Genomic DNA, 14,443 nt, shown 5'->3' with positions numbered 1-14,443 from the left:
CTTTTTTAAAAGCATTACTCTAAATCTTTAGTCGGCTTATTATTTTAAATCGTTTCAATAGTTATTTCTTATTTGCAACAATTATTTTACGTGTTTTCACATAACCACTTTTATCAGAAAACTTCATAATATATATACCTTCTGCATAAGAACTCATATCAATTTGGTGGCTATTTTGTTTAACCTTTTCAGAAACTAATTTAACTCCTTTAAAATCAAAAATTTCAACAGCAACTCCATCTGTATCATAAATATTGGATTCAATTTTTATATATATTTGATCCGATACTGGATTAGGGTATAACGTAATTACATAGGGATTAACTTTGTCTATTCCTTGAGACAATAATGTATTATCTGTACTTTGCTTATTATGCAATTCATTACTACGATACATACTAGATAGTTCGGGCCATTTTTCGTAATACAAAAAATCATATCGTTCATAATATTTTAATGCTAGTACATGTTTTTCATTATGTGGTGTTGCTTTTACCGTTAAGTAATCATTTTGAACCCCGTTTAAATACCAATTATCAAGCCTCCCTGTTCCCGAATTATTCCAATTCTGCTGAAAATCAGTTCCATTATAATCCGCAGTTGCTGACCAAGTATTGTTAATATTCAAAACCTCATCTGTTGGATCTTGATCAAAATTACCTATCAATATTTTTTGTTCATTATTTAGAGGTAATATCTGAATATGTGCAAATTTTGAGTCTCCGTATTGACTCCAAACCCAATTCCACTGAGAAGTATTCGTATTAAATCTCAAAACTGTAACCCAAGTATTTACCCACGTCAACAATTCATCTGTATTAGTGACAGTAAATTTACCAGGTGTATATCGATTCTTATAACTTGCATCCACTCCTCCTATTCTACCACTACCACTATTAGTCCAACGTTGATTAAAATTCCCACTATCAAAATCAAATAAACTCGCCCAATCATATGAAAATCCAAGTAGTTCATCTTTTCCATCTCCATCAAAATCTCCAACCTGAAATTGATCAGAAGATCTTATATGCCACGTAGAAATATTAAAACTACCAGAATTACCCCATTTATAATACCAAGAGTTTGTAGTTGCATCGAACCCTTGCAATATTGCCCAAGCATTACTAACAGACATAGACAATAGATCCGTAATTCCATCACCATCAAAATCTCCTGTATAATGTCTATCTCCATCATTCATATACCACGATCCAATCCATCTACTTCCGTGATTATTCCATGTATCATACCAGTCTGTTCCTGTATCACAGGAATAATCCTCCATTCCAGACCATGTGGTACTACTCATAAAAAGGAGTTCTTCATCGGTATCTCCATCAAAATCTCCTACCAACTTATGGTCTCCATTATTAAAATACCACCCTCCTAATCTTCTTTTATTTCTTTCATTGGTCCAAGTCATCTCCCAGTCATTTCCTACAGTAGAAGAATTTATATTATTTAGACAACTACCATAAGAAGTGAGATGATTCTGAGTTCTAATTACGCTGGACGCGTTAAAAAAATACCCTGTCGAACCATAGCACATAATACCTGGATTTATATTACATTCTGTATTACCAGAAACTTCAAATGGATGCAGCATATCTAATGCGTGTCCTATTTCATGGGCAATCGTCATAAACGCGCTAGAAACATCACCAATTACCGCACAGGCATAAGTAGGAATGCGGCAAACTGTTCCTCGGTAAGCAATTCCCCCTACAGTTAAGCTTCCGTTATCATTTTTCATACGTCTTAATCCAGTAAATAGCATATTTAGATCTCTGTTCACCCCCGCAAAAATCGAAGGACTATTTGCTCTCAATTCTCCCAATCGATCTTCTGCAATAATAGATGTATATGGATCTGTACTTGATGTCTGTATATTCTGACCAGTAACACTAAAAAGAATATTAAAATAAATAGAAAAAATCCCTTCTGTTTGGTTTAATAAGGATAAGATTTTGGCATTAGAGCCTCCTCTATTTCTATATTTTTGATAGTGTTCATAATCCGCATCGGTTGCGATTTCCAAATATTTTGGTGTGCAATTTGTTGTACCACTTTTTGCAGTAAAAGTTTTATCTCCAATACTGATTTCTTCCTCATCTTCTATCGCTACAATTACCTGTTGACATGTTCCCAATGACTCTTCTTTTAGGTCATTCATTCGGTATACCAACAATAAATTTTTCACTTCATTATTTTTCAAAAAACTACGAGTAGACTCAAAAAACAACCAATCATCTTTTTCCTTATCATAGATATATCCCCAAAAATTATCTTTTGTGATAGTTAGTCTAACTACATTATTTCTGTTTTTGTCTGCAAATCCTTTATACGTATCAACCTGATCAATAATGTTGGTAGTTTCTCCTCGCTCATTAATAATTTGTCCATTAATCGCTTCTACATACTCTGGACTTCTGATATCATTAGATTGTAAACTTATTGTATATTTCCATTTTTCCGCAGCTATCACTAATTCAGAAACATAATTATCTTTATTAACATGTTTATAAACCTCTTCAAAATTAAAATCAAAAAGCTCATATCTCTCTAAATACGCTTCTAAACCAGCTACTGTTTCGTTAGAAGTTGTTAATTGAATTGTCTTGGGCACATACGTATCGATGTGATCAAAATCACTTCCTTCTTTTATCTGTTCTTGTCCATAAAGTATGGTAATCCCAAAACTTATAAACAAGAGGTTTTTTATAAATGATTTCATTGCTTCAGTATATTGTATCCACCTCCATATTTTTTATCTATAGAGGTGGATTGTTATATTAATTATTTATGGTCCAAACCCCAAGATCCGTACATCCAGAAGGGTTCATTGTCACTGTAGACAAGTCTATAATAGATGTATGAATTGGTCCTCCAGGGATACATAAACACAAACAAGCATTTAACTGAAATACGCTATCAGGACATACCCAAAACTCTACAAATCCATTTGCATCTGGTGTAAAATGTCCAGAAAAACCATTATAAGTAAGACCGGTAGCCCATACATAACATCCTGGGTCACCATTCGTATATACAACCTGTACACGTACACATACCAGCGCATTTGCACATGGATCATCTGCATTCCATGAACTATTAACCGATGTAATCTCTCCTCGTAAGACATTTCCTTGGTTAATCAAAACTCCAGAGATATCCCAGTATCCTGTATCTCTATTTAGCTCATATAAATTGACTTGTTCAGGAGTATTTTCTGTCCGTATGGGAAATGAAGTGTCAATAGCAACACCTTCGTTCAAGTCTAAAGGAATATTTTCTTCAGGAATTGTTGCTGTTATTTCGATCATACCGAAAGAAGTTAAAGGATATAGAGTACCATCTTCTTCGTTTTCTGCAATGTAACTTCCTGGAGCACTCCTTAACTCTAACTGATTTGTTATATCTATATAAGTTGCTCTAATTTCTACTACACCATTGTAAGGTTTTCCTTTATAACTGAATGCATTTGGCGGTATTGTTATCTGTCCATCAGAAGCTACAGAGATTTCTGCTCCTTTTTTAGAATCAATCACATGAGCTTTAGCCCTTTCTTTCATCAAAATAAACAACTTTGTGTTTTCCTCAATTACTTTAGATACGGTCACAAAACCCTGATGTTCTATAGTTAATACATCACCAAGACTAAAACTATTTTCTTTTAAGATGAAGCTCCCTTCTGCATCACTTATTCCAATTATTTTTCCTTCAAGTTTTATCGTTGCGTTATCTATTGGTTTATTATTTGTAGTCTGAAGCGTTCCACTCAGTCGATCTAATACTCCTTCTTTTTTCAGAGTGGTTTCCAATACAACCTGCTTTTCTGATGCAGTAAACTCATCATTACAAGCATAAAAAAAGGTTATAATTGCTAACAAAGTGATCAAAAAAAATGATTTTAAATTTTTCATTTATTCTATATTTTAAGTTGATTCAAATTTTTATTGTATTGCTAATTGCTGTGTGATTATCGCTCCTGATTTTCTGATGATTCTAATAAAATACATCCCTTTATCAATTCTAGAATCAATGTCTAAAACGATGTTTTCTTTTTGAACCGAAAAAGATAATGAGGTGCTTTTTCCAGAAAGCTCAACCAGCGCTATACTTTCAATAGGGTCGTTATTAAATCCCGAAATGGTCAGTGTATTTCCTGATTGTACCGGATTAGGATACATCTCTAACTTAGACACATTGGTATTTTTATCATCTGTAGAATGCTCTCTTTCATATTCTTCATACAGTTCATAAATAGCACCTGAATTCACTAACTCATTAATTTCTCTACTGTACCCACTATCAGGTTCAAAAGGATATTCTTTGGTCTCTAAAATAAATCCTCCGATATTATTCTCACTTTCTTGTATCTGCACTCTAAAATACTTTCTGGTTTCTTGCCATTCTTTGCAATCATTCCAGATTCCGTGTTTAATGTAATACCACGTATTTATTAACAGTCCCTGAAAAGAAGCTACATCAGAATTACAACAAAATCCACTGATGACATTATGATTTACATCATACACTTCCCATCCGTGATACACAGAAACAGGATTGGCATTTGCCTGCATATTTACACCTACCTGACCATTAAAGTTAGAGCTTACGCTTAGTGCAAAATCCGTAGTATATCCAGCCCAACTTACAGAACTAGGAACAATTTTTCTGGTTTCTTGCCACGGATAACAGTTTTTATCAGCATCATTCCAAACTCCATGTTTGATATAATAATTGTTGGTTCTGCTTAATCCAGTAAACGTTACCGTCGTTCCTCCTTGAATAGGTCCAACTTGTGTACCTCCAATTGTTGTAGCAGTAGCCGTTTCAAATAATCCCCACCATTGATACACATTAGGGTTTGTTGCTGTTACCTGTACTGTAATCGTTCCATTACCAGCACAACTAGCATTCACGGTAAAATTAGAATCCAAGGCTACATTCGATAACACGGTAAATCGTTTGGTTACAGGCAACCATCCTATACAATCATTACCCAGTGCAACTTTGATTTCATATTCATATCCAGCTTCAAAATTCACATTATTTCCTGCAAATAGCGTGGTTAAATTAACGGTTTGTAATTGCCCTGTAGTCCATCCCAATCCAGATACGTACTGAAAACTACCAGTACTTCCTGTAGGTCTCCTCCACGCATCAATAAAATAACGAACTTCTCCTTCAGAAGCAGTTCCGTTTAGGAGGATCGTTTCCCCTTCACAAAAGGCATCTTTACTATTGGAATCAGAATCTTCAAAATGAAAATCAACAGATAATGCTTGACTTTCTTCGATAACGATATCATCAATAGTCATTTCTGCTTGTTTTGCTCCTCCTGTATACAAAGGATTGATCAAAAGGCTGGCATAGTTCGCATTGGGTGTAAAGGTGGTCGTAACCAAATGCCAATTGTTTCCTACATACGAGCCTATAGTATTAGAAAAAATCGTCTGCTCATTCAGGATAGCGCCGCTCTGAAAATTAACCGCTCTTAAGTTTATCGTACCATGATCACTTATGTCCTGATTACCTCTATCATTCGTTCGTACTCTAAAAGAAACTGTATAACATTTGCCCGTCTCAAATGCGATAGCAGTTTGTATACTCTCATAATGATTGTTTGAACCTCCTGACCACATCCAGGCATTTGGATTAGAAGGCGTTCCATGCAATGAAGGACTACCGGTAAATGAATTCCAATTAGGAACGCAATTATTGCTAGTGGTAGTAAATGCAAAACTATAATTATTACAATTGGTATTGTAAGAAGAAAAATCTCCATTGGTGACCAGATTTTGACCTACCCCCAGATTAACCGATACTATTGTAAAAAATAGTACTAAAATATTTTTAAAATTCATTGTATTCGTTTTAAAAGAAATGCCTACTCATACGCTTTTCAGCTTCCGCGTTTTGCTTCACAAAAAATGATTATGGTTGATCAGACCCAGAAACAATTGCTTATTTGAAAAGAGGAGTATGTTTAGTGCTACATGTTACCCTTGTTTTTATTTTTTTTTGAAGTAGTTGCTTTTTATGAATGATTTATGAATGCTACAAATCGATGCTTACGTGCTTCAATAAGGAGACAAGATGTTTTGGTTATCACTACTAAAAAAGGAAGAACAGATATGAGATGATCTGAAAAGAATACTTGGAGTAGTTACCATCAGTCGGAGTAATTGGTTTGGAAAACATTTTATTTAGCTTACTAAATGTGTTCTTTTAAACTGGTGGTTTTATTAAAACTCGAATTTGAGAAGTCTGAAAGACGCACTCAAATCCGTTAGTTGAATTAATCCCGCCTCCAGGGCGGGATCCCATAAATTCTAACTCTAAGCTCATTAAGTTCAATAAAGCGGTTCATTTTATAAGTTTATCAAATAACACTTAAATGAACTATTATGATATTTGGATATGCGCGTATTAGTACTCCTTCCCAAAAGTTTGATTTGCAAATCGACGCTTTGCTGAAAGCAGGAGTAAAAGAAAAGAATATTTATAATGATGTTTCTTCCGGAGCAAAAGCAAATCGAAAAAACCTTGATTTACTTTTAAGCAAGTTACGTGAAGAAGATGTAGTCATTGTTTGGAAGATGGATCGAATCGCTAGGAGTGTTTCTCATATGCTAAAACTTGTTGATGAATTTGAACAATTAGAAGTGGGTTTTAGAAGTTTACAAGAACCTTTTATTGATACAACATCTGCCTATGGAAAATTTGTGTTAACCATTTTTAGTGCTGTTGCCGAAATGGAACGCAATATTATTGTGGAGAGAACATTAGCTGGACAGGAAAGTGCACGGAGAAGAGGCGCAATGATTGGCAGAAGAAAAGGTCTAAGTAAAAAAGCTGAAACAAAGGCCATTCTAGCAGAGAACTATTATCGGGATGAAAAAAATCAGCTTTCTATTACTGAAATCATGAAACTAATAGATATTAATTCCAAAGCGACTTTATATAAATACTTAGCGTATCGAGGTCGGAGAAATTGTAAGGTTTGCAAAGCCATGTTCTGGGATAAAGATCAAGAACCAGATAATGCATATTGTTGTAAACATTTTAAATAATCAGGGAAATAAATCCTAATTTATTTTATTTTTTAGTAATTTAGGAGCAACGTAAAAATTATAAATAATCCCCATATCCAGGTTGACTCTGGGTACGGGGTGTTTTTTTGAAAATAACCAACCACTGTGGAAAACCGTAATTAAGACATTGATAAATTATTGATATTGCAAAACCATAAAAAACTAAAATAGAATTTATAATGAGAAAATAATAACAATTACTATTATAATTGTTGAAAGCAAACTGAAAAGCAAACTATGGAAGATAATACTACAAAAATAATTATAGCAGTTATTGCTCTTGTTACAGCAATAATTGGTGGTGCTCTGATTTCAATCAATAAATCTCGAAAACGAAATACAAATACAAACCAAGACAATATAAAAATAAAAGGAAAAAAGAATAAAGTAATTGGCGGTGACGATAACTCTAAAGGTTAATGCTAAAAAAAACGAATCAAAATAACGCCAATATAACTGGCTCAAAGAATAAAATAATTGGTGGTGATGATAATTCGCAAACCAATAATTACATTGGCTCAAATGGAAAATTATCATCTCTATTTGAAAAGCTTAAAGGAAGTGTAGATAATAGCGAAGAAATTGAAAAAATATCAGATAACCTTAAAAGATATACTACACGTAGAGATACAATAGGTCTTGAACAAAAATTAAAAAATGCAGACAAAAGTTACTTGTATGAAGATTTTGCTTGGTTAAAACAGGAGTTTCACAAGAAGCTTGTTTATTATCAAAATTATGAACCAGCTCAAGAAATATTTGCCTTTATTTTAGCAATAGTACTTGAAAAACACATAAATCTTATTAAACCAATGTTACGCGAAGGTATAACAGAAAGGGAAATATTGGCAACAGTATCAAATGATATTGTAAAACCGATTTTAGATTTAATCGAATCAGAAGGGTGTGATGATATAATTGGTTTGTCATCAACTGAAATTCAAGGAATGTTTCATTACCTAACAGGCAATTGCCACATAAATTGGGAAGTATGATTGTATATCAAAAGGCATATGATTTATATCACACAGTTTACAGAATGATGAAACTGCTTGCTCATTTTAAACAAGATGGATTAATAGAAATAGATAGATTAAGAATTTGGGATTACTATTTACTTTATCCAAATAAAATGAAAAATATAAGATTAAAACGTGAAGAAAAAGATGTTAAACAAATAATTAGAAATTATATCATAAAAGATGAAAATCCTTATGAAATGGTTATTAACGACCGAAAAATGTTTGAGAAAATTAAACCGTATCAAATGACAGCTATAAAATGTCTAGCGTCATATGGAATAGTGAATAAAGATTATCTTCAAGAAAACAGAATATCAAGTATTAATAAAAACATATTTGATGATTACGCAGAGGACTTTAAGGACATAAGTGTGCAAGAAGAAAATGCAATCAAACTTTTAACAAGTCATTTTTATCAAATTTCTTTATTTGGTATTGATGGTTTAAAAAGTAGAACCGGATTATTAGAAAGTAAATATGACGCATAATAACCTCTTTTTTAACAGAATGAAAATTTACACCAGATATGGTGAAATTGCTTATGATGAAATTTTTCATAAAGGGATTAACATTATAAGAGGTAATAATAGTAGTGGAAAATCTACTATAACTCATTTTATGTTCTATGTATTAGGTGGAGCTTTTAATGACTGGGTAAAAGAAGCTAAAAAATGTTCTTATGTAATAGCTGAGATAGAGATAAATAAGGCTCCTCTAACCTTAAAGAGAGAAATAAACCTTAATAAATACGGAAAAGGAAACAAAACAGAAGGGTTATTTATTTTTTGGGGAACTTTAGAAGAAGCCGAAAAAGAAACCGAAGGTTGGCAAAAATTCAATTTTAATACAACAGATAATAAAAAAAGTTTTTCTAACGTATTATTTGAAAACCTCGACCTCCCTATTGTAAAAGGTGAAAATAACATCACTTTTCATCAGATACTTAGGTTACTCTATTTAGACCAAGATTCACCCACAAATTCTTTATTCTATTATGAAGAATTCGATACTACATTAACTAGAGAAACCGTTGCTGATTTATTACTTGGTGTTTACAGACAAGAATTATACGATAAGAAACAAAGAAAAGTTGAAGCTGACAAAGAACTTGATGAAACCAAGAGAGAAATCAAAGTAATAAAACGTTTTATTCAAAATCCGTATGACCTTATACCAAGTAGTTTAAATCAACGTATTACAGAGAAGGAAAAAGAAATCAATCAAATTGAAAGTGATATTATTGATTTAAAAAACCAAGAGAAAAAAGTTCGTTTCACTCAAAAGACTCAACTAGACTTTGAAAAGCTAAATACGGAAGCAATTTTACAACGTCAAAAGGTGAAAAAACTTGAACAACAGATTAAGAACTTTTCATACGAAATTGAGGATACAGATTATTTTATTCAAGCATTAAGAAACAAACTAAAAGCTTTAAATAAATCTATTTTGACCCGAGATTTATTAGGTAATTTCCCAATACAAAATTGTCCAGAATGCTTGTCCCCTATTGAACTAATTGAAAATGAAAATGTCTGTAAACTATGTAAAACTGATATTGATGATAGTTTCGGTATAACTCAAGCAAGAAAAATAGAACAAGAAATTGATTTTCAAATTAGAGAATCTAAAAATCTTATATCTATTAAGAAAAGACAACTATTAGAATTACAAGCTGAATTAGAATCAAACAAATTAGAATTATTTCATATTCAGCAAAAAGTTAATAGTAGTATTAATGATGTAAAAACAATAAGACAAGAAAAGTTAGACCAATTATATGTAGATAAAGGGTTTATGGAAGGAGAAATCATTCAACTGAGAACACTATTTGAAAATGCAGAAATGTATCAAAGTCTAATAAAACTTCAGTCCGATTTAGAACAGGAGATTGAAGCTTTGGATTTCTCAATTAAAAAGATATCAGCCGAACAAGAGAAACTTAAATTAGACATCAAAAATAAAATTGAAAAAGAAGGTGTTTATCTATTAAATAATGACCTTAAGAGGCAAGAGGATTTCTATCAAGCAAAAGAATTTCACATTGATTTTAGAAATAATATGGCTTATATTTCTGACAAAGACGCAAAGTATTCTGCCAGTTCAAGTTTTTATCTGAAAATTTCTGCAAGATTTTCTATTTTCCTTGCTTCGCTTGGTATCGAAAGAATGCGATATCCAAGATTTATTTTCTGTGATAATATGGAAGATAAAGGAATTGAAAAAATAAGAGCTGAAAATTTTCAAAAAATACTTGTAGAAGAAGCCGAAAAGTTTGATTCAGAAAAATATCAAATGATTTATACAACATCATTCATTCCAGCGGAATTAAATATTGATAAATATACAGTTGGAGAATTCTATACGGAACAAAATGCAAGTTTAAAAAACGTATGAGATATAATAGCACAGCTATTATAATATTAGTAACATTAAAAACAAGCTTTGTGAATTTAGAAGAATATTCAACCATTGAAGAAAAAGTTAAATTTTTCATTAACGGAGAAAGTAAGATAAACGTAAATATTGAAGGAATTTTTGAAAAGCTTGCTGAATTCACTGAAAAAGGAGATGGATTTATTTTTAGAGGATGTAGTGAAGCTAAATACAGGATGTATAGCTCTGCACAGAGAATTTATATGAATCAAGAACTTCACAAACAAGTCCCTGAAGACCAAATAGCTGAACACTATAAGAACTTTGTTGCTGAATTAATTGAAAATTGTAAAACTTGGAATAATGGAGTTGTAAGTAAACTATTAAAGAATTCTGGAATTGACGAGAATAATGCTATTGCTTATTTAAGTTATATGCAGCATTTTGGAGTACCTACACCATTTTTAGACTATAGTTATAATCCATATGTTTCACTATTCTTTGCTATAGATAATCTTACTTATTATCCGAGTAACAACGAAATTGACAACTATTTTTCTCTTTATTACACTTATAAAGATGGAACAATGTTTCAAGGTTGGAAATATGTATTTGACGAAAATTTAAAGAAAAAAGATATATCCTATGAAGCTATAGACACAAATGAAATGTCTATAATACTTCCTGATGATGAACTTTATAAAATAATAAATAGCGTTAATATTATTAATCAAGAAGGGTTATTCTTTTATAATAATCATCCTTGGTATCCCTTGGAAAGAACATATAATGAATATGTGACTTTTTTCAAAGAAGAGAAAGGGCAAGCAAAATTTGATGAATTAATGATGCACGATACAGTATCAGGTTGTTTCAATATTCACAAATCATTAATTCCTGCAATTAGAAAAAAACTCAACGAACTCGGAATTAATAAAAATTATATTTATCCTGATATGGCTGATTTCAGGAAGACTGTTACTAATGAAGGAATATTAAACAGTTTGACTCTAAAAAAATAATGTTGGCTAATAACTATTTATTTAGAATATAGTTTGAAACATTATAAATTTTAAAAGTTCAATAAAACGATCGTTACCTGTAAAAAGAAAAAATGTCATTAATAATAGGAAAAAAAGAACTACGTACAATACTATTCCTAGCAGATACAAAATTGACAATTGATATAGTTGATAAATCTGTTACGGGAGGTAATAAAATGAGAGTTAATCCACTTCATGGGATTCTAAAAACTTATATTTTGAACTCAAAAGTATGCATCAGTTTTGCAGGTAGGGTTGAAAATTCGATTGAAATAATAAAAATGTGTATAAATGATAATCCTGAAAATATTCCAGAATATTTAAAAGAAAAACTAAGACAGTCTAATGATAAAAATTCCGAGTTCCTAGTAGGAATTTCAGAAGTGTCTAAGACATTTATGTATAAGGTAAATTATGATAATATTACTTCGGGAGAAACCTTTTGGACAGGAAATCAAAATGGATTTAACGATTATCAATTCCATTATCATAATGAGAAAAATTACAATGAGAATAAATTCAACCAAAGTCAAGCTGCTTTTGCTGACTTAGTCACCTACACTAATGTTCCAACTGTGGGAGAATTCATAGTTGAAACTATATATGACACTGATTACAAATCGTTTATGTATTGCGAAAGATTAATGAGTTTTAGAGGCGAAAGAGTTTTTAATGTTCCTAAGGGTCAAAAGATCACTCTGGACATCGAAGGCTCTAGTGAAATTGGTAGTTTTCAAGTTTCAAATCTTGTTTCTAAAGATATAAATAAACCAGCCGTAGCTCTATTTTTCCCTTTGGCAAATTCTGGTGTTTTGTTTACAGTCAATAACTGTTTAGAACATGATGGTTGTGGCAAAGTTTATAGGAATAAGACAGTCGTTGAGTTTAAAGATTCAATTTATAATGAATATGGAATCTTGTTAGAGGGCTATATACTGAAAGATAATCGTCCAATTAAAATATGAATACAAAGACCAGAAACGGGCAATTTGAAGTTATAGATAGTTTTGCCATCAAAAGGCGAAGCGAGTTTTATCTTATAGGAGAAATTAAGGAAGGAACTATTGAGAAAAATTGGTTTATTAATGTTCCTTTCAATGATTCTTTTTCACTAACCGTAAGAATTTCTGCCATAGAAGATGTTGAAATATCAAGCGACAAAAAGATTTACAAATTGTTAATTGTTTCTGGCGATGAAGAGGAGATAAATATTTTGCTCGGATTAAACATCGGTAGCGAATATCTTAACATTACTATTGAAGGAAATGACTAGCTAACGAATTATTAAAACTATAGTAAAGCAATAAATAAAGTTCAATAAAACGATATTTGAAATGACGCTTGAAAAAGAAATAGAACCTCTTTGGATATTAGCTGCAAATATCGTGTCCGAGAGACAGTTTGGACCTGTTGGCATCGAAACCAAACATGGAACAAAAGCTTTTAAACCCAAAACTAAAGTTTATATTATTGGTTGGCACCCAGGAATGTGTGAATCGATAATTGTTATTGGACTTGCAAGAAAACCTCGAAAATTTGTTACAATGACGATTCGTGCCGATTGGGTAGAAAATCTGAGAGTAAAGCTGACCTATAACCCTGCTGTTATTAAAAAAATACACAAATTTCATGGAGTAGATCAAACATATTTAACTGAGGAATTTGTGACCAAAATGTGTAAAGATATACCGGTTTGGCAAGAGAAATTAGAGAAAAACAGAAGTAAAGTTCAATAAAACGATACCTAAAAACTATGAAAATACTTAAAGAAATAACTAAAATCTATTTTTTTACATCACTACTATTTATAGCGATAAGCTGCGGAACACAAGAAAAGCCTTTGGAAAACCCAAATAATTTAAAAGCATTAGCAGAAATAAAAACTGAATCGAAAATAAAGGATGCCATTATAACCGATGCCAATGTGTTATATGTCCAAGTTGAAGATGATGGTACGTCAAGAAATGGTTATGCTGAATATTTATGTCAAGTTTTATTAGATAATAAAGCAACAACTAATTGGGTTAGAGTTATGAAATTTGGAAGCCAAAATGATTTAAATAAAGATAACGCCTATGGAGTTCTTCTCGGAGAAAGCCACTGTAATTTTTAAAGTTCAATAAAACGATAGCAACTGGTTATGAAATGCAATCTATGTTTAAATGAAGTTCCACTTGCAAAACAAAGTCATATTTATCCTCAATTCTTATATGAATCAATAAAACGGGTAAATTTTATTCAAAAGGAAATAATCGAAAAATATATTAAATCATTCCCAAGACAGACTCCAGAGTTTGATAAAAACATATTGTGTTTGCAATGTGAAAATGAGAAATTTGGACAAGCGATAGAAGGAGTTGCTAAGGAAGAATTACTAAAAGTTTTTAATTTGAATTTACGTTCTGTAAAAATTTTAAGAGCAGAGGATGGGTCAAAGTTTTCAATTATTTCTGGAATTGATTATAACAAATTAAAATTATTTTTACTTTCTATTTTATGGAGGTCAAGCGTAACTAATAGAATATATTTTAGTGAAGTCAAACTTAACCCTGCCAATCAAGAAAGAATTAGAGACATTCTTTATAATAAAAGAGAAATTGACATTTACGAATATCCAATTTTTGCTACATCATTATTACACTTTAATGACATATTTAGACACAATATTGGACAGCCTAAGGAAATGTCATATTATAGTAATTTAGATGGATATTCATTTCTAATTAATGGAATAGTTTTTCATATTATTGTTAACTCATCTGGGAATAGTTTACCAGAATCAATTAAAGACTGCGTGTTAAATAAAAAAAATGAATTGACTCTTTTTTTTCCGGATGCAGAAAAGGAACTGTCTTTTTATATGAAAATGTTTTTATAAAAGAAATGTTAACGAAACTAAAGTTTA

Annotated in this window: 14 protein-coding genes; 11 read left to right on the top strand and 3 right to left on the bottom strand. The window is 31.4% G+C overall.

What is annotated here, in order from left to right; all coding sequences use genetic code 11:
• Positions 1-61 precede the first annotated feature (61 nt).
• From ACWGOQ_RS02770 to ACWGOQ_RS02760, 3 genes are read right to left on the bottom strand one after another with little or no spacing between them, the layout of a single operon-like run.
• Positions 62-2,734: a T9SS type A sorting domain-containing protein gene (locus ACWGOQ_RS02770; protein WP_452057024.1), complete on the bottom strand. Its 2,673-nt coding sequence runs from the start codon at positions 2,732-2,734 to the stop codon at positions 62-64.
• A gap of 58 nt (positions 2,735-2,792) precedes the next feature.
• Positions 2,793-3,923 carry a hypothetical protein gene (locus ACWGOQ_RS02765; protein ID WP_452057023.1) on the bottom strand — a complete coding sequence of 377 codons (1,131 nt, stop codon included), beginning with the start codon at positions 3,921-3,923 and terminating at the stop codon, positions 2,793-2,795.
• 30 nt (positions 3,924-3,953) lie between these two features.
• Positions 3,954-5,870 carry a T9SS type A sorting domain-containing protein gene (locus tag ACWGOQ_RS02760; protein WP_452057022.1) on the bottom strand — a complete coding sequence of 639 codons (1,917 nt, stop codon included), beginning with the start codon at positions 5,868-5,870 and terminating at the stop codon, positions 3,954-3,956.
• A 543-nt stretch (positions 5,871-6,413) separates the two neighbouring features.
• Between ACWGOQ_RS02760 and ACWGOQ_RS02755 the strand changes: the two genes are divergently transcribed.
• The 11 genes from ACWGOQ_RS02755 to ACWGOQ_RS02705 all read left to right on the top strand — a co-directional run bounded on the left by ACWGOQ_RS02755 (position 6,414) and on the right by ACWGOQ_RS02705 (position 14,416).
• Entirely contained in the window at positions 6,414-7,079 is a 666-nt protein-coding gene (locus ACWGOQ_RS02755; RefSeq protein ID WP_452057021.1) for a recombinase family protein, read from the top strand.
• A 258-nt stretch (positions 7,080-7,337) separates the two neighbouring features.
• A complete protein-coding gene (locus ACWGOQ_RS02750) occupies positions 7,338-7,520 on the top strand; it encodes a hypothetical protein (protein WP_452057020.1) in 183 nt (60 codons plus the stop codon).
• Entirely contained in the window at positions 7,520-8,095 is a 576-nt protein-coding gene (locus ACWGOQ_RS02745; RefSeq protein ID WP_452057019.1) for an ABC-three component system protein, read from the top strand. The genes ACWGOQ_RS02750 and ACWGOQ_RS02745 overlap by 1 nt, the downstream gene beginning before the upstream one ends.
• Positions 8,092-8,610, top strand: a complete 519-nt coding sequence (locus ACWGOQ_RS02740) for an ABC-three component system middle component 5 (RefSeq protein WP_452057018.1) — start codon at positions 8,092-8,094, stop codon at positions 8,608-8,610. Before ACWGOQ_RS02745 ends, ACWGOQ_RS02740 begins: the two co-directional genes overlap by 4 nt.
• A 19-nt stretch (positions 8,611-8,629) precedes the next feature.
• Entirely contained in the window at positions 8,630-10,516 is a 1,887-nt protein-coding gene (locus ACWGOQ_RS02735) for a hypothetical protein (protein ID WP_452057017.1), read from the top strand.
• Positions 10,513-11,517, top strand: a complete 1,005-nt coding sequence (locus ACWGOQ_RS02730; protein ID WP_452057016.1) for an FRG domain-containing protein — start codon at positions 10,513-10,515, stop codon at positions 11,515-11,517. Before ACWGOQ_RS02735 ends, ACWGOQ_RS02730 begins: the two co-directional genes overlap by 4 nt.
• A gap of 92 nt (positions 11,518-11,609) precedes the next feature.
• Positions 11,610-12,503, top strand: coding sequence for a hypothetical protein (locus ACWGOQ_RS02725; RefSeq protein ID WP_452057015.1), 894 nt, complete (start codon positions 11,610-11,612; stop codon positions 12,501-12,503).
• Entirely contained in the window at positions 12,500-12,811 is a 312-nt protein-coding gene (locus tag ACWGOQ_RS02720) for a hypothetical protein (RefSeq protein ID WP_452057014.1), read from the top strand. The genes ACWGOQ_RS02725 and ACWGOQ_RS02720 overlap by 4 nt, the downstream gene beginning before the upstream one ends.
• A 61-nt stretch (positions 12,812-12,872) precedes the next feature.
• Entirely contained in the window at positions 12,873-13,274 is a 402-nt protein-coding gene (locus ACWGOQ_RS02715; protein WP_452057013.1) for a hypothetical protein, read from the top strand.
• Between the two features lie 17 nt (positions 13,275-13,291).
• Positions 13,292-13,651, top strand: a complete 360-nt coding sequence (locus ACWGOQ_RS02710; RefSeq protein ID WP_452057012.1) for a hypothetical protein — start codon at positions 13,292-13,294, stop codon at positions 13,649-13,651.
• A 27-nt stretch (positions 13,652-13,678) separates the two neighbouring features.
• Positions 13,679-14,416: a hypothetical protein gene (locus ACWGOQ_RS02705; RefSeq protein WP_452057011.1), complete on the top strand. Its 738-nt coding sequence runs from the start codon at positions 13,679-13,681 to the stop codon at positions 14,414-14,416.
• The last annotated feature ends 27 nt before the right edge of the window (positions 14,417-14,443 follow it).

The organism is Aquimarina ulvae (assembly GCF_053613295.3).
The sequence above is the reverse complement of the archived record's forward strand: the minus strand, read 5'-3'. Positions and strand labels throughout refer to the sequence as shown.

Bases quoted from the DNA above. Each gene is read 5' to 3' on its own strand.
- ACWGOQ_RS02710 (WP_452057012.1), top strand. From the start codon at position 13,292: ATGAAAATACTTAAAGAAATAACTAAAATCTATTTTTTTACATCACTA.
- ACWGOQ_RS02730 (WP_452057016.1), top strand. From the start codon at position 10,513: ATGAGATATAATAGCACAGCTATTATAATATTAGTAACATTAAAAACA.
- ACWGOQ_RS02750 (WP_452057020.1), top strand. From the start codon at position 7,338: ATGGAAGATAATACTACAAAAATAATTATAGCAGTTATTGCTCTTGTT.
- ACWGOQ_RS02725 (WP_452057015.1), top strand. From the start codon at position 11,610: ATGTCATTAATAATAGGAAAAAAAGAACTACGTACAATACTATTCCTA.
- ACWGOQ_RS02715 (WP_452057013.1), top strand. From the start codon at position 12,873: ATGACGCTTGAAAAAGAAATAGAACCTCTTTGGATATTAGCTGCAAAT.
- ACWGOQ_RS02760 (WP_452057022.1), bottom strand. From the start codon at position 5,870: ATGAATTTTAAAAATATTTTAGTACTATTTTTTACAATAGTATCGGTT.
- ACWGOQ_RS02745 (WP_452057019.1), top strand. From the start codon at position 7,520: ATGCTAAAAAAAACGAATCAAAATAACGCCAATATAACTGGCTCAAAG.
- ACWGOQ_RS02770 (WP_452057024.1), bottom strand. From the start codon at position 2,734: ATGAAATCATTTATAAAAAACCTCTTGTTTATAAGTTTTGGGATTACC.
- ACWGOQ_RS02705 (WP_452057011.1), top strand. From the start codon at position 13,679: ATGAAATGCAATCTATGTTTAAATGAAGTTCCACTTGCAAAACAAAGT.
- ACWGOQ_RS02720 (WP_452057014.1), top strand. From the start codon at position 12,500: ATGAATACAAAGACCAGAAACGGGCAATTTGAAGTTATAGATAGTTTT.
- ACWGOQ_RS02755 (WP_452057021.1), top strand. From the start codon at position 6,414: ATGATATTTGGATATGCGCGTATTAGTACTCCTTCCCAAAAGTTTGAT.
- ACWGOQ_RS02765 (WP_452057023.1), bottom strand. From the start codon at position 3,923: ATGAAAAATTTAAAATCATTTTTTTTGATCACTTTGTTAGCAATTATA.
- ACWGOQ_RS02740 (WP_452057018.1), top strand. From the start codon at position 8,092: ATGATTGTATATCAAAAGGCATATGATTTATATCACACAGTTTACAGA.
- ACWGOQ_RS02735 (WP_452057017.1), top strand. From the start codon at position 8,630: ATGAAAATTTACACCAGATATGGTGAAATTGCTTATGATGAAATTTTT.